17 protein-coding genes and 1 pseudogene are annotated in these 18,783 nt (G+C 70.2%); 8 read left to right on the top strand and 10 right to left on the bottom strand.

Translation table 11 applies throughout. From position 1 onward, the window contains the following. Nucleotides 1-74: 74 nt before the first annotated feature. Nucleotides 75-1,426 (bottom strand): IS3-like element ISMex16 family transposase gene (locus ASF57_RS24230; protein ID WP_156376331.1). Its coding sequence is split into 2 segments (ribosomal slippage): nucleotides 75-1,090 and nucleotides 1,090-1,426, totalling 1,353 coding nucleotides; the frame shifts between segments, so codons are not numbered across the junction. Nucleotides 1,427-1,667: 241 nt separating this feature from the next. Between ASF57_RS24230 and ASF57_RS24220 the strand changes: the two are divergent. Next, nucleotides 1,668-2,156 (top strand): annotated as a pseudogene (locus ASF57_RS24220) (transposase); the annotation flags it as partial. Nucleotides 2,157-2,558: 402 nt separating this feature from the next. Here the strand turns inward: ASF57_RS24220 and ASF57_RS24215 are convergent. Next, nucleotides 2,559-3,950: an LLM class flavin-dependent oxidoreductase gene (locus ASF57_RS24215; RefSeq protein ID WP_200935925.1), complete on the bottom strand. Its 1,392-nt coding sequence runs from the start codon at nucleotides 3,948-3,950 to the stop codon at nucleotides 2,559-2,561. Nucleotides 3,951-4,220: 270 nt separating this feature from the next. Between ASF57_RS24215 and ASF57_RS24210 the strand changes: the two genes are divergently transcribed. The 5 genes from ASF57_RS24210 to ASF57_RS24190 all read left to right on the top strand — a co-directional run bounded on the left by ASF57_RS24210 (nucleotide 4,221) and on the right by ASF57_RS24190 (nucleotide 9,519). Further along, nucleotides 4,221-5,438 carry an acyl-CoA dehydrogenase family protein gene (locus ASF57_RS24210; RefSeq protein WP_056488695.1) on the top strand — a complete coding sequence of 406 codons (1,218 nt, stop codon included), beginning with the start codon at nucleotides 4,221-4,223 and terminating at the stop codon, nucleotides 5,436-5,438. 12 nt (nucleotides 5,439-5,450) lie between these two features. After that, nucleotides 5,451-6,815 carry an LLM class flavin-dependent oxidoreductase gene (locus ASF57_RS24205; RefSeq protein ID WP_056488692.1) on the top strand — a complete coding sequence of 455 codons (1,365 nt, stop codon included), beginning with the start codon at nucleotides 5,451-5,453 and terminating at the stop codon, nucleotides 6,813-6,815. A 35-nt stretch (nucleotides 6,816-6,850) separates the two neighbouring features. Beyond that, the gene (locus tag ASF57_RS24200) at nucleotides 6,851-7,855 is read left to right on the top strand and encodes an aliphatic sulfonate ABC transporter substrate-binding protein (RefSeq protein ID WP_082504492.1); all 1,005 of its coding nucleotides are present in this window, start codon (nucleotides 6,851-6,853) and stop codon (nucleotides 7,853-7,855) included. Between the two features lie 62 nt (nucleotides 7,856-7,917). Continuing rightward, entirely contained in the window at nucleotides 7,918-8,724 is an 807-nt protein-coding gene (locus ASF57_RS24195; RefSeq protein WP_056488800.1) for an ABC transporter permease, read from the top strand. A gap of 39 nt (nucleotides 8,725-8,763) precedes the next feature. Then, nucleotides 8,764-9,519: an ABC transporter ATP-binding protein gene (locus ASF57_RS24190; protein ID WP_056488689.1), complete on the top strand. Its 756-nt coding sequence runs from the start codon at nucleotides 8,764-8,766 to the stop codon at nucleotides 9,517-9,519. 10 nt (nucleotides 9,520-9,529) lie between these two features. Here ASF57_RS24190 and ASF57_RS24185 read toward each other — a convergent pair whose 3' ends face one another. The 3 genes from ASF57_RS24185 to ASF57_RS24175 are packed head-to-tail and all read right to left on the bottom strand — an operon-like array spanning nucleotide 9,530 to nucleotide 12,122. Then, on the bottom strand, nucleotides 9,530-10,324 hold the full coding sequence (locus ASF57_RS24185; protein ID WP_056488687.1) for a MetQ/NlpA family ABC transporter substrate-binding protein: 795 nt from the start codon (nucleotides 10,322-10,324) through the stop codon (nucleotides 9,530-9,532). A gap of 45 nt (nucleotides 10,325-10,369) precedes the next feature. Then, nucleotides 10,370-11,035, bottom strand: a complete 666-nt coding sequence (locus tag ASF57_RS24180; RefSeq protein ID WP_056488684.1) for a methionine ABC transporter permease — start codon at nucleotides 11,033-11,035, stop codon at nucleotides 10,370-10,372. Continuing rightward, nucleotides 11,025-12,122, bottom strand: a complete 1,098-nt coding sequence (locus tag ASF57_RS24175; RefSeq protein ID WP_056488681.1) for an ATP-binding cassette domain-containing protein — start codon at nucleotides 12,120-12,122, stop codon at nucleotides 11,025-11,027. Before ASF57_RS24175 ends, ASF57_RS24180 begins: the two co-directional genes overlap by 11 nt. A 674-nt stretch (nucleotides 12,123-12,796) precedes the next feature. Between ASF57_RS24175 and ASF57_RS24170 the strand changes: the two genes are divergently transcribed. After that, nucleotides 12,797-13,696: an ABC transporter substrate-binding protein gene (locus tag ASF57_RS24170; RefSeq protein ID WP_244477110.1), complete on the top strand. Its 900-nt coding sequence runs from the start codon at nucleotides 12,797-12,799 to the stop codon at nucleotides 13,694-13,696. Nucleotides 13,697-13,700: 4 nt separating this feature from the next. Beyond that, nucleotides 13,701-14,744, top strand: coding sequence for an LLM class flavin-dependent oxidoreductase (locus ASF57_RS24165; RefSeq protein ID WP_056488678.1), 1,044 nt, complete (start codon nucleotides 13,701-13,703; stop codon nucleotides 14,742-14,744). Nucleotides 14,745-14,747: 3 nt separating this feature from the next. On the opposite strand, the gene ASF57_RS24160 is transcribed toward ASF57_RS24165, so the two are convergent. Genes ASF57_RS24160 through ASF57_RS24140 form a run of 5 tightly spaced genes read right to left on the bottom strand, consistent with a single transcriptional unit; the run spans nucleotide 14,748 to nucleotide 18,528 of the window. Then, on the bottom strand, nucleotides 14,748-15,191 hold the full coding sequence (locus ASF57_RS24160; protein WP_056488675.1) for a YeeE/YedE family protein: 444 nt from the start codon (nucleotides 15,189-15,191) through the stop codon (nucleotides 14,748-14,750). Next, nucleotides 15,188-15,601: a YeeE/YedE thiosulfate transporter family protein gene (locus tag ASF57_RS24155; protein ID WP_056488672.1), complete on the bottom strand. Its 414-nt coding sequence runs from the start codon at nucleotides 15,599-15,601 to the stop codon at nucleotides 15,188-15,190. The genes ASF57_RS24160 and ASF57_RS24155 overlap by 4 nt, the downstream gene beginning before the upstream one ends. A 56-nt stretch (nucleotides 15,602-15,657) precedes the next feature. After that, complete coding sequence (locus ASF57_RS24150; protein ID WP_056488669.1) at nucleotides 15,658-16,575, bottom strand: ABC transporter permease; 918 nt, start codon at nucleotides 16,573-16,575, stop codon at nucleotides 15,658-15,660. Next, nucleotides 16,572-17,483 carry an ABC transporter ATP-binding protein gene (locus tag ASF57_RS24145; RefSeq protein ID WP_056488666.1) on the bottom strand — a complete coding sequence of 304 codons (912 nt, stop codon included), beginning with the start codon at nucleotides 17,481-17,483 and terminating at the stop codon, nucleotides 16,572-16,574. Before ASF57_RS24145 ends, ASF57_RS24150 begins: the two co-directional genes overlap by 4 nt. Nucleotides 17,484-17,493: 10 nt before the next feature. Beyond that, entirely contained in the window at nucleotides 17,494-18,528 is a 1,035-nt protein-coding gene (locus tag ASF57_RS24140) for an ABC transporter substrate-binding protein (protein WP_056488770.1), read from the bottom strand. Nucleotides 18,529-18,783 lie beyond the last annotated feature (255 nt).

The raw sequence follows: 18,783 nt of genomic DNA, 5'->3' as shown, positions 1-18,783 counted from the left end.
TGTCCGTCGTCAGATGATTTGGGACATTCAGCGGTGTTCAGGAGCGGAGGCTCTGGTCCATCTGGGGTGAGAGGTTAGGCGGCCTGCGCGTGGTGGCGCAAGCGTCGTTCCATGAGGGTCTGGCGCTTGATGCGTTCCCGCTCGGCCAGGATCCCTTCGCCGCGTCCGAAGTAGACGTCAGCGGGCGTGAGGTTGCTCAGGCTCTCATGGGCTCGGGCATGGTTGTAGTGTTCGACGAAGTCGGCAACCTGCGTCTCCAACTCGCCGGGCAAGTAGGCGTGTTCGAGCAGGATGCGGTTCTTGAGCGTCTGATGCCAACGCTCGATCTTGCCCTGCGTTTGAGGATGGCATGGCGCACCGCGGATGTGGGTCATGCCCCGAATGCCGAGCCAGTCAGCCAGGTCGCTGGCGACGTAGCTCGGTCCGTTGTCGGAGAGCAGGCGGGGCCGCGGCATCACCCGCGCCTGATCGAGCCCCGCCGCACCCAGCGCCAGGTCGAGCGTGGCGGTGACGTCGCTGGCCTGCATCGTCGTGCACAGCTTCCAGGCGACGATGTAGCGTGAGAAGTCGTCCAGGACCGTCGACAGGTAGTACCAGCCCCAGCCAACGACCTTCAGGTAGGTGAAGTCCGTCTGCCAAAGCTGGTTGGGCGCGGTGGTCTTATCGCGGAACTCGTCGGCAGCCTTGATGACGATATAGGCTGGGCTGGTGATCAGGTCCTGAGACTTGAGCAACCGGTAGACGGTCGCTTCCGAGACGAAGTAGCGCCGTTCGTCGGTGAAGCGCACCGCCAGCTCACGCGGACTGAGTTCAGGCTGCTCCAGAGCCAAGGCAACGATCTGCTCGCGGATCTCCGCAGGTAGACGGTTCCAGACCCGGCTCGGCTGCGAAGGTTGGTCCTTCAATGCCTCGGGGCCGCCGCGCCGGTAGGCGTCGTACCAGCGGTAAAACGTCGAGCGCGTGATGCCGAGCTTGTCCAGGGTGGCGCGCACCGGCAGGTGGGATTGCTCGACCAGCCGGATGATCTCCAGCTTCTCGGAGGCCGGGTACCTCATGCCTCGTCGCCCCCAGCCCCGCTCATACTTTTTTTAAGTAGACGGTTCTCCAAGACGAGATCAGCTACGACCTCCTTCAGCGCCCCCGCCTCGCGCCGCAGATCCCGCACCTCGTCCGTGGTAGCCGCACGAGCCGTGTCCCCCGACAGGCGCTTCTTGCCCGCCTCCAGGAACTCCTTGGACCAGCCGTAGTACATCGAGGCGGCGATCCCCTCGCGTCGGCACAACTCGGCGATGCTGTCCTCGCCCCGCAAGCCTTCCAGCACCACGCGGATCTTCTCCTCGGACGAGAACTGCCGACGTGTGGCCCGACGGATGTCCTTGATCACCGCTTTTGCCGGCTTCTTGGCCGGTCCGGATGTCTGCTTCATCTTCGCTCCTCAGGGGCTACGATGAACCAGCCATCCTCCCTTCGTGAAGACCCTCAATCTGTCCCACAGGTGCTGACGTCGGACANGCCTGCCGCAAGGCGAAGGTCTGGGGCGTGTTCCTGCCGGCTTCTTGGCCGGTCCGGATGTCTGCTTCATCTTCGCTCCTCAGGGGCTACGATGAACCAGCCATCCTCCCTTCGTGAAGACCCTCAATCTGTCCCACAGGTGCTGACGTCGGACAGTCTACGCCAAACCGCCCTTCGCCGGACCGAAGGCCGTGCTCGCCTACCTGTCGCGCTACACCCACCGCGTGGCCATCTCCAGCCGACGCATCCTCGCCTTCGACGGAGCGAACGTCAGCTTCCGGGTCAAGGACTACCGGTGCGAAGAGGGCGGGCAGGCGCGGGTCATGACCCTGTCCGCCGGGGAGTTCATCAGGCGCTTCCTCCTCCATGTCCTGCCGCGCGGCTTCCACCGCATCCGGCACTACGGCTTCCTCGCCGGCTCGAACCGGAAGGCCGGTCTGGCCCACATCCGCGCGATCCTCGGCACACCGCCCCCGCCGCGATCCACCGACTCTGAGCCGGACGCGCGAGACGCTGCCACCGACGTGCGAGAGCCTTGCCCCTGCTGCGGCGGTCCCATGAGAACCGTCGGCTCCTTCGCAGGCTGGTACCAGCCGCGCGGGCCGCCGTTCAGCGCCGCACCGAACCGGGCGTGTACGCCATGACCCGGCATGGCCTAGCACCACCACACATCCGAGGAGGCGCACCTCGGGGTACGCCTCTCCGCGTGCCGAACGCCGGAATGGTCTTCACGAACGCTGTCGCCCGACCCTGTCGCGCTCCGCCAAAGGCCGGAGACCGGGCAATCCGGAAGCGCTCAGGCACCCCGGCGACGGTGTTCACGCGCCTTCCGTCCCTCGTTGGGGACGACGGTCTGCCAAAATCCCCATAGCTCTGCGCCTGCCATCCCGCGGGTTCGTTCTTCCACGACTTTCGTACGCCTCGCGGCGCCCGAAACTCTTCAGGTTTTCGGCCTGTCAGCTTTGGGGTGCGCGAGTTGATAAAGCGGACGCTTGCTTCGAAGTCGCCGCGAGTTGGCTCGTAGCGAGCCGCAAGCCTCCGCTCTTTCATGACGCGGCCAGCAAGGCCTCCGGCGTCCCGCGGCGGAAGACCGCTCCGGGATGGCTTGCCTTCAGGAGTGGGCCGCTGCCAGGGAAAAGCTTCTCGCGCAGTGTGCCCTCCGCATACTGAGTCTTGAAGGCGCCACGCGTCTGGAGTTCCGGCACGACGAGGTCGACGAAAGCTTCCAGGGTTTCCGGCGCTACCGCGCGGGTCAGGTTGAAGCCGTCGGCGTCAGTGGCCTCGGCCCAGGCGACGAGTTCGTCGGCGACTTCCGAGGGCGCGCCGACGATGAAGGGCGCCCGGGCCCCGCGCGGGCCGAACGCTGCGAAGTCCGCCCGGGTGAAGGGCCGCTCCCCGGCTTGCGTCAGGGTCTCCACCAGGGACTGCATGGCGTTCGTCTGGACATAGGCCAAGCCCTCTTCGGGCCCCAGGGTCGAGAGGTCGATGCCGGTCCAGCCCGAGACCAGGGCGAGCTGGCCCTCGACGTCGATGTAGCGCGCATACTCGTCGCGTAAGGACAGGGCCTCGGCGCGGGTCGGCGCCACGATCACCGTGGCGCCGAGGAACATGCGGATGTCGTAAGGGTCACGCCCTGCGGCGCGGGCCGCCTCGCGCAGGTCGCGCACGGCCTTGCCGGCGAGCGGCTTCGTCTGGCCGTTGAGGAACACGGCCTCGGCGTGGCGCCCCGCGAAGAGCTTGCCCCGCCGGGAGGTGCCCGCCTGGTAGAGCACCGGCGTGCGCTGGGGCGAGGGCTCGGCGAGGTGGCGGCCGTCGACGCGGTAGTAAGGACCGTCGTGCCGGATGCGGTGGACCCGTTCCGGATCGGTGAAGACGCCGCCGGCCCGGTCGCGCCGCACGGCGCCCGCCTCCCAGCTGCCCTCCCACAGCTTGTAGGCGGCCTCCAGAAAGTCGTCCCCCGCCTCGTAGCGGGCGTCGTGCGCCCGGGCCGTGTCCTGGCCCATGCCGCGGGCGCCGCTCTCGAGATAGCCGGTGACGATGTTCCAGCCGACCCGGCCGCCGGTGAGGTGGTCGAGGGTCGTGATCCGGCGGGCGAAGGGATAGGGGTGCTCGTAGGTCAGATTGGCAGTGACGCCGAAACCAAGATGGCGCGTCGCCTGCGCCATGGCGGGCACCAGCAGGAACGGATCGAGATTGGGCGCCTGCGCGGCCCGCGCCAGGGCCGTGTCGGCGCTGCCGCCGTAGACGTCGTATTGCCCGAGCACGTCGGCGAGGAAAATTCCGTCGAAGAGGCCGCGCTCGGCGGTTCGCGCCAGATCGACCCAATAGTCGAGGCTGTAATAGGCGCTGCCGGTGTCGCGCGGATGCCGCCACAGGCCGGCCCAGGTATGGCCCGGCGAGGCCATCTGGAAGGCGTTCAGCCGCAGTTCTCGGCGCATCGTCATCGGAGGATCCGTCCGCAGGGTGGGAAGGTCAGGGTATTGGTCCCGTCCATCCAGTCAACAAGAACGTTCTTTTCCTCAATGACTTTGTAGTAGCAGGATCGTTCATCCATGGATGATCGAAGAGATACGCATCCCAAATTGGTGCCATATCACGGTATTATCGGCACGAAGACTTGAGTTTCGAGCGATAATCCCGGATTCCAACGGCTGCCGCCGCGTCTGGTCCGTTGGTTCGGACGCGGCTCAGGACGGGATTGCAGGATCATGTCGCAAACGGATGCGGGCTGGGGTGCCGGCCCGAGCGCTCGCTACGAGGACCTCGCCGCACGCTTCCGACCGGCCTTTGCCGAGATCCGTGCGACCGCCGTGGCCCGGGACGGCGAACGCCGGTTGCCGCATGCCGAGATCGGCTGGCTCAAGGAAGCGGGCTTCACCACCCTTCGGCTACCGGAAGCGGCGGGCGGGCACGGGGCGAGCCTGCCCGAACTGTTCAATCTGCTGATCGAGCTGTCGCAGGCCGATTCCAACGTCACCAACGCGCTGCGCGCGCATTTCGGCTTCACCGAGGACGTGCTGTGCTCGACCTCGCCCGAATGGCGGGCGCGCTGGACCGAGCGGATCGCCGCCGGGGAGACCATCGGCAGCGGCGTCTCCGAGACCGGGGAGGCCAAGGTCGGCCAGTTCGACACCATCCTCCGCCGGCGCGGGGCCGAGCGGGTCGTCGACGGTCGGAAGTTCTATACGACCGGCTCGCTCTTCGCCGACTGGATCCACCTCTCGGCCCAGGACGAGGACGGCGCGCCCGTGGTCGCGGTGGTCTCGACCCAGGCCCTGGGCGTCGAGATCGTCGACGACTGGGACGGGTTCGGGCAGGCGCTGACGGCGAGCGGCACCGCGCATTTCACCGGGGTGGTAGTCGAGGCCGATTGGATCAAGCCGGACCCGGCGCGCTTCCCCTACGCCATGGCGTTCTTCCAGCTCGTGCACCTCGCCACGCTGGCCGGCATCGGCCGGGCGGCGGCCGAGGACGTCGCCCGGCTCGTGGGGGAGCGCCGGCGCGTCTACAGCCACGGCAACGCGGCCCGCACCGGCGACGACCCGCAGATCCAGGCGGTGGTCGGCCGCGTGCGGGGCAACGCCTACGCGGCCGGCGCCATCGTGCTGAAGGCGGCCGAGGCGCTGCAGCGGGTGTTCGAGGTCCGCCGCGACGGGGCCGATCCGACGGGATCGGCGGCGCTTGCCGACGTCGAGGTCAACCAGGCGGTCACGGTGGTGACGAACCTCGTGCTGGAGGCCACCACCGGCCTGTTCGACGCGCTGGGCGCCTCCGCGGTGAAGGAGGGCCTGGGCCTCGACCGCTACTGGCGCAACGCCCGCACCATCGCCTCGCACAATCCGCGGATCTACCGCGACCGCATCGTCGGGGCCTTCGCGGTCAACGGCACCGCGCCGCCGCGCGAGTACCGAGTCGGTTCGGCCTGAGGTCAGCCCGCGATGCCGGCCCGCTCCGACCGCATGCGCCTCGGCGCCTTCCTGTATCCTGGCGGGCACCACGTCGCGGCCTGGCGGCACCCGTCCGCCCAGGCCGATGCCGGGGTCAACGCCGCGCATTACCGGCGGATCGCCAGGACGGCGGAGGCGGCGAAGTTCGATCTGATCTTCCTTGCCGACGGTGTCGCGGTCCGGGGCGAGGACATCGACGCCCTGAGCCGGACGGCGATCCGCTACGTCGGGCAGTTCGAGCCCCTGACCCTGCTCTCCCACCTCGCGGCGGTGACCGAGCGGATCGGCCTCGTGGCCACGGCCTCCACCACCTACAACGAGCCGTTCCACGTCGCCCGCAAGTTCGCCTCCCTCGACTACCTCAGCGAGGGCAGGGCCGGCTGGAACCTCGTGACCTCCGCTGACCCGCGCGAGGCCTGGAACTTCAGCCGCGAGAGCCACCTCGCCCATGCCCACCGCTACGCCCGGGCGGAGGAGTTCGTCGACGTGGTCCGGGGCCTGTGGGATTCTTACGCGGACGACGCCTTCGTGCGCGACCGGGAGTCCGGCCGGTTCTTCGACCCGGACCGGTTGCACCTCCTGGCTCACGAGGGCGCGCACTTCTCGGTGCGCGGACCTCTCAACGTGCCGCGCCCGCCGCAGGGTCATCCGGTCGTGGTGCAGGCGGGCTCCTCAGAGGCCGGCAAGGCGCTGGCCGCCCGCACCGCCGAAATCGTCTTCACCGCGCAAGAGACCCTGGCGGACGCGACCGCCTTCTATGCCGACGTGAAGGGCCGCATGGCCGGCTTCGGGCGCGACCCCGATCATCTCAAGATCATGCCCGGCGCCTTCCCGGTCGTCGGACGCACGGAGGGCGAGGCCCAGGACCGCTACGGGGAATTGCAGGACCTGATCCACCCCGTGGTCGGCCGCTCGCTCCTCGAACAGCTCGCCGGCGCCGACCTGTCGGCCTATCCGGACGAGGCCCCGGTGCCGGATCTGCCCGAGACCGAGGGCGGCAAGAGCCGGCAGGCCCTGATGCTGACGCTGGCGCGGCGCGAGGGGCTGACCATCCGCGAGCTTTATCTGCGCATCGCCGGCGCCCGCGGGCACTGGACCCTGGTCGGCACGCCGAGCCGGATCGCAGACGCGCTGCAGGAGCGCTTCGAGGCCCACGGCGCGGACGGCTTCAACATCATGCCGCCGACCCTGCCCGGCGGCCTCGACGATTTCGCCGCCCTGGTGATCCCCGAACTCCAGCGCCGCGGCCTGTTCCGCACGGATTACGAGGGCCGCACTCTTCGCGAAAACCTCGGCCTGCCGCGGCCGTCCCATCGCCACCCCGCCGCCGCGATCCGGGTGCCGACCGCCCCATGACCCGTCCCTCCTCTACGCATCAGGACCCCGAGCCCATGACGATCCGCCCGCGGCGCCGCCACGTCTCCCTCAACCGCCGCTTTCTCCTCGCCGCCGCCTGCGTGGCCCTCCTGCCGCTGGGCGCGGCCCGGCGGAGCGAGGCCGCCGAGGTGACGGAGGTTCGCCTCGACTGGGCGACCTACAACCCGGTCAGCCTTGTCCTGAAGGAGAGGGGCTTCCTCGAATCCGCCCTGAAGGAGCGGGGCATCGCCGTGCGCTGGACGCAGTCGCTCGGCTCGAACAAGGCGCTGGAATTCCTGAACGGCGGGGCCATCGACTTCGGCTCCTCGGCCGGGGCGGCCGCTCTGCTGGCGCGCCTCAACGGCAACCCGGTCAAGGCGATCTACGCCTACTCGCAGCCGGAATGGACCGCCCTGGTGACCACGAAGGACAGCGGTATTCGGACGCCCGCGGACCTCAAGGGCAAGCGGATCGCGGTGACGCGGGGCACCGATCCGCACATCTTCCTCGTCCGCGCCCTCCAAGGCGCAGGGCTCACCGAGAAGGACGCCAAGCTCGTCCTGCTCCAGCATGCCGACGGGCGCACCGCCCTGGAGCGCGGCGACGTCGACGCCTGGGCCGGCCTCGACCCGATGATGGCGGCCTCCGAGATCGAGGGCGGCACCCGCCTGTTCTTCCGGGACCCGGCCGCCAACACCTGGGGCGTCCTCGACGTGCGCGAGGATTTCGCCAAGGCCTATCCGGACCTCGTGAAAGTTGTCATCGCCGCCTACGAGCAGGCGCGCACCTATGCGATCGCCAACCCGGAGGCCGTGACGCGCGCCCTCGTGGCCGCGACCAAGCTGCCCGAAGCCGTGATCGCCCGCCAGCTCGCCCGCACCGATCTGAGCCGGCCCGAGATCGGCCGGGTCCAGGCCGAGAGCATCCGAGCGGCGGGTGTCGCCCTTCAGCAGGCCGGCGTGATCCCGGCGGAGACCGACGTGGCCGCGGCCGTCGACGGGCTGATCGATCCCCGCTTCACAGCCGGGTCCGAGCGGTGAGCGCGGGAACCGCGTCCCCGCTCCTCGCGTCCGGCACGGGAGGCGACGGCACCGCTCCGGCAATGCCCGGGCTGAACCGATCCTGGCGACGGGGTGCCGGTCGCACGGGCGGGCGCCTCGTCCTCGGCATCCTGATCCCCCTGGCCCTCGCCCTGGGCTGGGAGCTCGCTATCCGGTCGGGCCTCGCCCAGGGGCGGCTGCTGCCGCCGCCGAGCCGGGTCCTCGGCACGCTGCTGGCGCTGGCCCAGTCCGGGGACCTCCGGCTGCACGTCCAGGCGACGCTGCTGCGCGTCGCCCTCGGCTTCGTGGCCGGCGCCGGGGCGGGCATCCTCGTGGGCGCCCTCACCGGCACGCTGCCGCTGGCCCGTCACCTCCTCGACCCCAGCCTGCAGGCCCTGCGGGCGGTGCCCTCGCTCGCCTGGGTGCCGCTCTTCATCCTCTGGCTCGGCATCCTCGAGACGCCGAAGGTCGTGCTCATCGCCGTCGGGGTGTTCTTCCCGGTCTATGTTGGAGTTTCCGGCGCGATCGCGTCGGTGGATCGCAAGCTCGTGGAGGTCGGGCGCATCTTCCGCCTGTCGCGCCTCGCGCTCGCCCGCCGCATCCTCCTGCCGGCGGTACTACCCGGCACCCTGGTGGCGCTCCGCACCGGCCTCGGGCTCGGCTTCCTGTTCGTGGTGGCGGCCGAGCTGATGGGCGCCTCGGAAGGGCTCGGCTACCTCCTGGTGGACGGCCAGCAATTCGGGAAGCCGGACCAGATCCTGGCGGCCATCCTGGCCTTCGCCCTGTTGGGCAAGCTCGCCGACGGCCTCCTCGTCCTGGCGACCCGGCCGCTGCTGCGCTGGCAGGATGTCAGCCGCGGCGTCCTCTAGGACCGGCCCCGCCGAAATCATGGCTTCGGACACAGAGCGATGCTGACGATCCAGGACCTCTCGAAGACCTACGCGGACGGGACGCGGGCGCTCTCCGGCCTGACCCTCTCCCTCGCGCCCGGCGAGATCGTCGCCGTGGTGGGTGGCTCGGGCTGCGGCAAGACCACCCTCCTGCGCCTTGTGGCGGGCCTCGACGTGGCGACGGCGGGTTCCATCCGGCTCGACGGCGTCACCATTGACGGCCCGCATCCCGGCCTCGGCCTGGTCTTCCAGGAGCCGCGCCTGCTGCCCTGGCTCAGCATCGCCGAGAATGTGGGGTTCGGCCTCGCCGACCGGCCGGCGGCCGAGCGCCGGGCCCGGGTGGCCCGCGCCCTCGACCGCGTCGGTCTCGCCGAGCATGCGGGGCGCTGGCCGCGCGAGCTCTCCGGCGGCCAGCAGCAGCGCGTCGCCATCGCCCGGGCCTTCGTGGCCGACCCCCGGGTTCTCCTGCTCGACGAGCCCTTCTCGGCCCTCGACGCCGTCACGCGCGAGGACCTGCACCGCCACCTGCTGGCGCTCTGGGCCGAGACCCGCCCGACCATCCTCCTCGTCACCCACGACGTCGCCGAGGCCGCGTCCCTCGCGGACCGGGTCGTGGTCATGCGCCCCCATCCCGGCCGCATCCACGAGACGGTCGCGCTCGATGCGCCTCGCTCCGGGGACGCGGCGGCCCAGGATCTGACCGCGCGCACCCTGCGGGCCCTGCTGGACCAGTCCCTCGCCGCGCCCCCGCGTCCGGTGGCGCAGACCGCCTGACCGGCGCGGCCTACCAGCTCGTGAGCACCGCCCCGCCGAAGGTCGTCTCCACGAAGGCCTTGGTCTCCGGCGTGCGGTAGCTCTCCACCAGGGCCTTGACCCAGGGCTTGTCCTTGTCGGCCTCGCGCACCGCCAGCATGTTCACGTAGGGCCCCTTCGGCTCCTCCTTGAGGAGCGCGTCGGAGGGCTTGAGGCCGGCGGGCGTCGCGTAGTTGGTGTTGACCGCCGCGGCGTCCACGTCGTCGAGGGCGCGAGGCGTCTGGGCCGCGTCCACCTCGATGAAGCGGAGCCTGCGCGGATTCTCGACGATGTCTGCCACCGTCGGCTTGAACCCGGTGCCGGGGGCCAGCTTGATCACGCCGTTGTCCTGCAGGAGCAGCAGCGAGCGCCCGCCATTGGTCGGGTCGTTCTGGATCGCCACGGTGCCGCCGTTCGGCACCGCGTCGAAGCTTTTGTGGCGCTTCGAATAGATGCCGAGGGGGAAGTTCACCGTGAGGCCGACGCCGGTGATCCGGTAGCCCCGGTCGGCCTTCTGGTTGTCGAGGAAGGGCTGGTTCTGGAACGAGTTCGCCTCGATCTCGCCGGCCGAGAGGGCCTCGTTCGGCACGACGTAGTCGGAGAATTCGATGATCTGGAGGTCGAGCCCCCGCTTCGCCGCGATCGGCTTCACCGCCTCGAGGATCTGCGCGTGCGGCCCCGGCGTCGCCCCGATGCGGAGCCGCGTCAGGGGTTCGGCCCGCACTGGAGCGGGCACAGCCGAGACGGACACGGCGAGGAGGGCGGCGAGGGTCAGGGCGCGCAGCATGGCGGATCGTCCGGGTTGGAGGCGGGAGGGGTGCGAAGGGGCGCGTCAGGCCTGCCGGATGCGCCGGTTCAGGCGCCGCGCCAGGCCCTCGCCGACGGTCTGCACCGCCTGGACGAGGACCACGAGGACGATGACCACGGCCAGCATCATCTCGGGCCGGAAGCGCTGGTAGCCGTAGCGGATGCCGAGATCGCCGAGGCCGCCGCCGCCGACGGCGCCGACCATGGCGGAGAAGCCGAGGAGGGAGACCACCGCCAGGGTCAGGCCCGACACGATGCCGGGCAGCGCCTCGGGGATCAGCACCTTGGCGATGATCTGCCCCGGGCTCGCCCCGAAGGCGCGGGCCGCCTCCACGAGGCCCGGATCGACCTCACGGATCGCCGCCTCGATCAGGCGCGCCAGGAAGGGCGTCGCCGCCACCGTGAGCGGGACCGTGGCGGCGAGGGTCCCGATGGAGGTGCCGGCGATGAGCCGGGTGAAGGGGATGATCGCCACCACTAGGATGATGAAGGGCGTCGAGCGGGTCGCGTTGACGACGAAGCCGAGCACGGCGTTTGCGATCGGCGCGGCGAGGAGCTCGCCCCGCCGGCTCGTGGCCAGGAAGATCCCCAGCGGCAGGCCGAACAGGGTGCCGAGGGAGGCGGCGAGCGCCACCATCGTGAGGGTGTCGCCGGTGGCCTGGACGAGGAGGCGGATCAGTTCAGGCGACACGGGACGCCTCCTGGGCCGGCGGCAGGTATCCCAGGACCTGACTGTCGATGCCGTGCTGCGCCAGGTAGGCCCGCGCCCGTGCCGCCACGTCGGGCGCCGGCGGCAGCCCGATCGCCAGGGAGCCGAACGAACGACCGCCGATCTCGTCCACGGTGCCGGCCAGGATCGCGGCCTCGATGCCGGTGTCGCGGGCGAGCCGCGCCAGGATCGCGGTGCCGTCCGGGGCGTCCTCGAAGGCGATGCGCAGCACGACCGTCGCGCCCGGGCGTGGGCCGGCTCCGATCCGCGCCGCCAGGACCGGGGGCAGCCCGTGGCCCATTTCGCCCGCGAGGAGGGAGCGCGTGATCTCGGTCTGCGGCCGGGTGAAGACGTCGAAGGCCGAGCCCTGCTCGACGATGGCGCCGTGCTCGATCACCGCGACGCGGTCGGCCACGGCGCGGATCACCGACATCTCGTGGGTGATGAGCACGATGGTGAGGCCGAGCTCCCGGTTGATGCGCGCGAGGAGCGCCAGGATCGACCGGGTGGTCTCGGGGTCCAGGGCCGAGGTCGCCTCGTCGGAGAGCAGCACCTCCGGCCGCGTCGCCAGGGCCCGGGCAATGCCGACGCGCTGCTTCTGTCCGCCCGACAGCTCGGCGGGATAGCGCCCCGCCTGATCCGTGAGCCCCACGAGATCGAGCAACTCGGCGACCCGCGCCCGGATCGCGACCGGTGCCCAGCTGGCGATCTCCAGGGGCAGCGCGACGTTGCCGGCGGCGTCCCGGGACGAGAGCAGGTTGAAGTGCTGGAAGATCATCCCGACCCGGGCCCGCAGGGCGCGCAGCTCCCGCGCACGCAGGGCCGACACCTCGGCATCCCCGACCCAGACACGGCCCGCACTCGGCCGCTCCAGGCCGTTGATCAGGCGGATCAGGGTCGACTTGCCGGCACCCGAGCGCCCGATGATGCCCAGGATCGACCCGGCCGGAACCGCGAGGTCGATGCCGTCCAGGGCGGCGACCGCCGCCCCGTTGCGCCGGGGCGCGTAGGTCTTCGAGACGGATTCGAAGCGGATCACGGCCTCGGCGGAATGGATGGTCGACGGCATGGACGGGATGATCCGCGGCCCGGCCCCGCGCTTGCCGATCTCGGGAGCCGGAAGACGAGGTCAGGTCTCTTGAAGCAAAGAAATGAGCTTCATTTATTCACGACCATTCCGCACTCAGTCAATGAAAGCAGAGGCCAAATTGCGACGCCATCAAGGATGAAAGCCGTGGTGCCGGACGGTCGCGCGAGAAGGGTCTTCCCCGGGCCCGCGATCCGCGCACCGGAGGCGTGATCCCGCTCCTGGCCATGATCAATGCCTCCCGGTGGAAAGAGGGGTGTGGGCCGCGTCACCCCGCGATGCAGTCCTGGACCGCCACCATTCTCGAGCATTGTCGATCCGCAGGCGCATTCCCCCAAGAAAGCGCACAAATTCGAAAAACTATTTTCTTGCGAAATCTTGGTGCGCGCCGGTAAATCTTCGGCACGGGATCGTGATCTCACAGCAACGGCACAAGTGATCCGCGAACGGTCCCGCGAAGACCGTCGGCGGCGCGGTGCGCGACGTTGTCCCACGAGACTTTCCACTGCGGGACTTGCGCCCTGCGGGACTTGCTCCGTGCAAGACTTGCCACCCGGAGACGATTCATGACCGACGACACGCCGCGCGGGACCGTCCTGTCGCGCCGGAGGATCCTGCGCGCCGGCCTCGGGGCCGCAGCGCTGGCGCCCCTCGGGATGCCGGCGCTCCACGCTGCCGAGCGGACCGTCCGCCTGAGCTACCAGCGCTCCTCGACCCTGCTCACCGTCCTGAAGGCGAAGGGTACCCTGGACGAGCGCCTGAAGGCCCTGGGCTTCGCGCCCTCCTGGCACCTCTTCACCAGCGTGATTGAGCCGATGAACGCCGGGGCCGTCGATCTCCACGCGGACGTCGCCGACGCGGTGCCGATCTTCACCCAGGCTGCCGATGCGCCGCTCACCTTCTATGCCCGCGAGGTCGGCTCGCCCTCGGCGGAAGCCATCATCGTCCCCGAGGACTCGCCGATCCGCTCCATCGCCGACCTGAAGGGCCGCATGGTCGGCGTCTCGCGCGGGTCGGGCTGCCACTTCATCCTGGCAGCCGCCCTCAAGCGGGCGGGCCTCGCCTTCACCGACATCAAGCCGGCCTATCTCCAAGCGCCGGAGGGGCTGGCGGCCTTCGGCAAGGGCAGCCTCGACGCCTGGGTGATCTGGGACCCGTTCCTCGCTATCGCGCAGGCCAAGCGGCCGGTGCGGGTGTTGGCCGACGCCACCGGCTTGTCGAGCTACCACCGCTACTATCTCGCCAACGACCGCTTCGTAGCCGAGAACCCGGGGGTCGTCAGGATCGTCTACGACGCGCTCCGGCAAGCGGGACGCTGGGTCAAGGCCGAGCCCGATGCGGCGGTGGCGCTCCTCGCGCCGATCTGGGGCGACCTCTCCCCGGAGGTGGTCGCCACCGTGAACCGGCGCCGGACCTACGAGGTCACGCCGGTGGTGCGGTCAGAGCTCGGCGAGCAGCAGGCCATCGCCGACACTTTCCGCGAGGCCAGGCTGATTCCCCGCGACCTCGACGCGACCGCGGTGAAGATCTGGCAGCCAGCGGCGGAGCGGGGCTGAGCGCATGACCCATCCCCTCCGCTTCGGGATCTGGGCGGCCGTCCACGGCTCCCGCGCCGCCCACCACGATCCGGACGAGGCCGACGACGCCAGCTGGGACCGCAACCGCGCCCTGGTGCTGGAGGCCGAGGCCCTGGGCTTCGACGCCGTGCTCGTCGCCCAGCACACCGCCAACCCCTACGACGACGGGCGCGACCAGCTCGAGGCCTGGACCGCCTCGGCCGCCCTGGCCGCCCTGACCCGGCGCATCGAGATTATCGCGGCGATCAAGCCCGGGCTCTACCACCCCGTGGTCCTGGCCAAGATGGCCCTGCAGATCGAGCACATCGCGCAGGGGCGGTTCGCCCTCAACCTCGTGAATGCCTGGAACCGGGCCGAGTTCGAGCGAGCGGGCCTGCCCTTCCCGGCCCACGACGCGCGCTACGCCTACGGCGCCGAATGGATCGGCCTCGTCGACCGGCTGATGCGGGGCGAGCGCGTCACCCATGCGGGTCCGCACTTTCGGGTGTCGGATTACCAGCTGCGCCCGGCCGGCAGCTTCCGGCCGCGCCCGACGATCTATCTCGGCGGCGAATCCGAACCGGCCCGGGCGCTGGCGGCGAGCGAAGCCGACGTCTGGTTCATCAACGGCCAGCCCCTCGCGGATGTCGCGGCGCTGATCGCCGACGTCGCCCGCCGGCCCGCTGCCAACGGCCCCCTGCGCTACGGGCTCTCGGCCTTCGTCATCGCCCGCGAGACCGATGCGGCGGCGCAGGCCGAACACGCGCGCCTCCTGGCCCTGGCCGACCGCGACGCGGGCCTGCGGGCGGACACCCGGGCGCGTACGGACACGGCGAGCGTGATGTTCGCCAAGACCGACGCCGCGGCCTCCCGCCATGTCGGGACCAACGGCGGCACCGCCGCCGGACTCGTCGGCAGCTACGACACCGTCGCGTCCCGCATCCGCGCCTTCCATGCCGCCGGCATCGAGCTCTTCATGCTGCAATTCCAGCCATTCGAGGCCGAGATGCGGCGCTTCGCAGAGAAGGTCTTATCCCGGGTACGCTGAGATTCAGGCCCGGGCGACGAACCGCTGGTGGACGGCCATGCCCACCAGCATGGCGGCGACGAAGATCGCCACGGGCAACGCCCCCGTCGACAGGGCCGCCACGGCGGGGCCGGGACAGAGGCCCGACAAGCCCCAGCCGATCCCGAACAGGGCCGCGCCCCCGATCAACGGCTGGTCGATCCGGCGGTTCGTCGGCAACTCGAAGGCGGCTGCCAGGGCCGGGCGCGGCAGGCGCCGGGCCAGAGCGTAGCCGAGGCCGGCGACGCTCACCGCGCCGCCGAGCACGAAGGCCAGGGTCGGGTCCCAGGCCTGACGCCCGTCGAAGGCGCCGGTCACGTCGAGGAAGCCCTGGACCCGGGCCGGGTCGAGCATGCCCGAGAGCGACAGGCCGAGCCCGAAGATCAGTCCGGCGGCGAGGGCCGCGAGCAGCCGGAGCGCCGCGCTCACGCCAGCGCCCGCAACAGGGCGGCGGTGAGCATGCCGGCCCCCAGGAAGGTCAGGACCGCCGCCAGCGAGCGGGCCGAGAGCCGGGCGAGGCCGGCGACACCGTGGCCGCTGGTGCAGCCCGAGCCGAGGCGCGTGCCGAATCCGACGAGGAGGCCGGCGACGGCGAGCACCGGCAGCGGGGCGACGAACCGCATCGCCGGCCAGGCCCCGGTGGCGAGGGCGAAGACCGGCGGCCCGGCGATCAGGCCGGCGACGAAGGCGGCATCGACCCACCGGCGCAGGCCCCGATCCCGGCCGAGGCCGGCCACGAGGCCGCTGATCCCCGCGATGCGCCCGTTCAGGAGCATCAGGAGCGCCACCGACAGGCCGACCAGCGCGCCGCCGGCGAACCCTGACGCATAGGTGTTCATCGGGATGGGTCCTGCTCCGCCACCGCGTGTCGCCTCATACTCTACCGAGCCCTATCCTAGCGGGCCATGCCCCAGCGCCGCACGGTCAGCCGCTCGAAGGCCGCGAACACGAGGTTCTCGACCACGAGGCCGATGACGATGACCAGGACGAGCCCGGCGAAGACCCGGTCGGTGTAGAGCTCGTTGCGGTTCTGGAAGATGTACCAGCCGAGGCCACCCCGCCCCGAGGAAGCCCCGAACACGAGCTCGGCCGCGATCAGGGTGCGCCAGGCGAAGGCCCAGCCGATCTTCAGGCCGGACAGGATCGCCGGCAGGGCGGCCGGGATCAGGATCTGCAGGACGTAGGACGGCCCGCGCAGGCCGTAGTTGCGCCCCGCCATCCGCAGGGTCTCGGGTACGCCCTGGAAGCCCGCATAGGTGTTGAGCGCCATCGGCCACAGCACCGAGTGGATCAGCACGAAGATCAGGCTGCCGGAGCCGAGGCCGAACCAGAGCAGGGCGAGCGGCAGCAGGGCGATGGCCGGCAGCGGATTGAACATCGCCGTCAGGGTCGAGAGCAGGTCGCGGCCGAACTGCGTCGAGACCGCGAGCGTCGTCAGCCCGAAGGCCAGCACGATGCCGGCGAGGTAGCCCTGCACCAGCACGGTGAGCGAGATCCGCATCCGGTCGATGAGCTCGCCGTTGGCGAGGCCGTCGAAGAGGGCCGACATCGTGGCCAGGAATCCGGGCAGCAGCAGGTCGTTGTCCTGCCAGCGCGCCAGCCCCTCCCAGACCAGCGCCAGGGCGGCGATGATCAGGCCCTTGCGCAGCCAGTCTCGCTGCCACAGCCGCGCGCCGAGCGGCAGCGTGCGTTCCACCGGTGCCTCCACGAAGGGCGCGAGCACCCGGTCGTATTCCGGGCGGACCGGCGGCACCAGATCGCGCGGGACGCGGTTCCGGGTGAAGCGATCGGGGCGGGTCGCGGACGCGCTCATCGGGCCGCCTCCGCAGGGGCGTCGGTCTCGAACAGACGCGCGTGCAGCCGCTGCACCGCTCCCTGGAAGGCCTCGCTGCCGATGCTGGAGAGATCGAAGGCGTGGCTGTTGAACTCCGCCCGCACCCGGCCGGGATGGGGCGAGAGCAGGGCCACCCGGTTGCCGACCACGAGCGCCTCCTCGATCGAATGCGTGACGAAGAGCAGGGTGAAGCGGGCCTCGTCCCAGAGGGCGAGCAGCTCTTCCTGCATCCGCCGCCGGGTCAGGGCGTCGAGCGCCGCGAAGGGCTCGTCCATCATCAGCACCCGGGGCTGCATCGCCAGGGCGCGGGCGATGGCGACGCGTTGCTTCATGCCGCCCGAGAGCTGGTGCGGGTAGCTGTCGGCGAAGGGGGTGAGCCCGACCTTGTCGATGTAGTGGCGCGCGCGCTCCTGCGCCTCCCGCCGGCCGAGCGCCTTGGCGGCGCGCAGCGGGAAGGCGACGTTCTGCGCCACCGTCTTCCAGGGCGGCAGCTGATCGAATTCCTGGAACACCACAATGCGGTCGGGCCCGGGCGCCCGCACCGGAGCGCCCGCTAGGGTGATCGCGCCCTCCACCGGCGTGATAAAGCCGGCCGCTGCTTTCAGCAGGGTGGACTTACCGCAGCCCGAGGGTCCAAGCAGGACGAAGCGGTCGCCCGCATGGATGTCGAGGTCGATCCGGTGCGTGGCCCGCACCACCCGCTGCGGCGTGCGGTATTCCAGGGTGACGCCGCGGATCTGCAGCAGGGGCGACGGGTCGGGCGCGGGGGGAGGTTCCGGCTCCGGTGCCGGCCGGGCGGGGGCTGCGTCGCGCCGGACGCCGCCGTGCGGGCGCGGCTCGGCCAGTTCGAGGACGGAGAGGTCGGACAGGGTGGCGGCGCAGATCATCACGGGCCGCTCAGCTGCCGGTGTTAATGCGCGGATCGGCGAAGAAGTAGTCGCCGATGGTCTGGGGCGCGGACTTGATCGCCCCGACCCGATGCATGAACTGGCCAAGCCCGAGGGTGTTCTCCGGCGTCACCTTGAAGGTCACGGCCGGGTTGGTGATGATCGTCTTCAGCAGCGCCGGATCGAGTTTGCTGCTGGTCGTCCGGACGTAGATCTCGGCCGCCTTGCCGGGGTTCTCGGTGATGAACTTCGCCGCCTCGTCGAGCGCGTCCAGGAAGGCCTTGTAGGTCTTCGGGCTGGATTTGTAGAACGCCTCCGTCCCGTAGAGCACCGTCGAGGAGGACGGGCCGCCCTGGACGTCGTACGAATTCAGGACGATGCGCGCCTTGGGGTTCTCGGCCAGTTCCTGGTCCTGGAAGGGTGGGTTGCCGAAATGGCCGGTGATCTCGGTGCCGCCCTTGATGATCGCGGCGGCCGCCTCCGGGTGCGGGACCGCGACGCTGATCCGGTCGAGCTTGGCGAAGTCCTTGTCGCCCCAGAGCTTGGCCGAGGCCCATTGCAGGATGCGCGACTGCACCGAGACGCCCACCGCCGGAACCGCGATCCGGTCCTTCTCACCGAAGTCGGCGATGCTCTTCACGTCGGGATTGTTGGTGACGAGGTAGTAGGGAAAGTTGCCGAGCGAGGCGATGCCCTTGACGTTCTGCCGGCCCCGGGTGCGGTCCCAGAGGGTGAAGAGCGGCCCGACGCCGGCCCCTGCGACCTCGATGTTGCCTGACAGCAGCGCGTCGTTGACGGCCGAGCCGCCCGAGAGCTGGACGTAGTCGACCTTGATGTCGAGGCCGGCTGCCTTGCCGTGCTTCTCGATGAGCTTCTGGTCCTCGACCACGTTGAGGAGCAGGTAGACGACGCCGAATTGCTTGGCGATCCGCAACTGTCCCTCGGCCGCCGCCGCGCCGCCGGCGAGCGACGCGCACAGAGCAAGCACGCCGATCAGTGCACCCGCCAGCCGCCGCGAGAGGAAGGTGTGTTGCCTGGTCGTCATCGTGTTCGCCGCCGACATGTCTGGAGAAGCTGTCTTATCTGAAGACAATTCAAGTGAACTGGGTCGTTCAAAAGCCCTGGATCAATGAAGAAGATGGTATCCTGTGTTCGAGGCGGGTCAATAAAAACGCTGTCTTTATTCCGGTCGCTCCGGAGATTGTTCGTATTTCACGTTCGGTCTTCGGGAGAGTATTTCTCCCGACGTGCAAATTAGCGCCGGAAGCCCCGCTCCGATGCGGGCAAGTGCCGCTCCTTT

It is taken from the genome of Methylobacterium sp. Leaf117 (genome assembly GCF_001422985.1).
Classification (GTDB): Bacteria; Pseudomonadota; Alphaproteobacteria; order Rhizobiales; family Beijerinckiaceae; genus Methylobacterium.
The sequence above is the reverse complement of the archived record's forward strand: the minus strand, read 5'-3'. Positions and strand labels throughout refer to the sequence as shown.

Coding starts and splice junctions, on each gene's coding strand:
- ASF57_RS24215 (WP_200935925.1), bottom strand. CDS start 3,950: ATGCGCCGAGAACTGCGGCTGAACGCCTTCCAGATGGCCTCGCCGGGC.
- ASF57_RS24210 (WP_056488695.1), top strand. CDS start 4,221: ATGTCGCAAACGGATGCGGGCTGGGGTGCCGGCCCGAGCGCTCGCTAC.
- ASF57_RS24205 (WP_056488692.1), top strand. CDS start 5,451: ATGCCGGCCCGCTCCGACCGCATGCGCCTCGGCGCCTTCCTGTATCCT.
- ASF57_RS24200 (WP_082504492.1), top strand. CDS start 6,851: ATGACGATCCGCCCGCGGCGCCGCCACGTCTCCCTCAACCGCCGCTTT.
- ASF57_RS24195 (WP_056488800.1), top strand. CDS start 7,918: ATGCCCGGGCTGAACCGATCCTGGCGACGGGGTGCCGGTCGCACGGGC.
- ASF57_RS24190 (WP_056488689.1), top strand. CDS start 8,764: ATGCTGACGATCCAGGACCTCTCGAAGACCTACGCGGACGGGACGCGG.
- ASF57_RS24185 (WP_056488687.1), bottom strand. CDS start 10,324: ATGCTGCGCGCCCTGACCCTCGCCGCCCTCCTCGCCGTGTCCGTCTCG.
- ASF57_RS24175 (WP_056488681.1), bottom strand. CDS start 12,122: ATGCCGTCGACCATCCATTCCGCCGAGGCCGTGATCCGCTTCGAATCC.
- ASF57_RS24170 (WP_244477110.1), top strand. CDS start 12,797: ATGCCGGCGCTCCACGCTGCCGAGCGGACCGTCCGCCTGAGCTACCAG.
- ASF57_RS24165 (WP_056488678.1), top strand. CDS start 13,701: ATGACCCATCCCCTCCGCTTCGGGATCTGGGCGGCCGTCCACGGCTCC.
- ASF57_RS24155 (WP_056488672.1), bottom strand. CDS start 15,601: ATGAACACCTATGCGTCAGGGTTCGCCGGCGGCGCGCTGGTCGGCCTG.
- ASF57_RS24150 (WP_056488669.1), bottom strand. CDS start 16,575: ATGAGCGCGTCCGCGACCCGCCCCGATCGCTTCACCCGGAACCGCGTC.
- ASF57_RS24145 (WP_056488666.1), bottom strand. CDS start 17,483: ATGATCTGCGCCGCCACCCTGTCCGACCTCTCCGTCCTCGAACTGGCC.
- ASF57_RS24140 (WP_056488770.1), bottom strand. CDS start 18,528: ATGACGACCAGGCAACACACCTTCCTCTCGCGGCGGCTGGCGGGTGCA.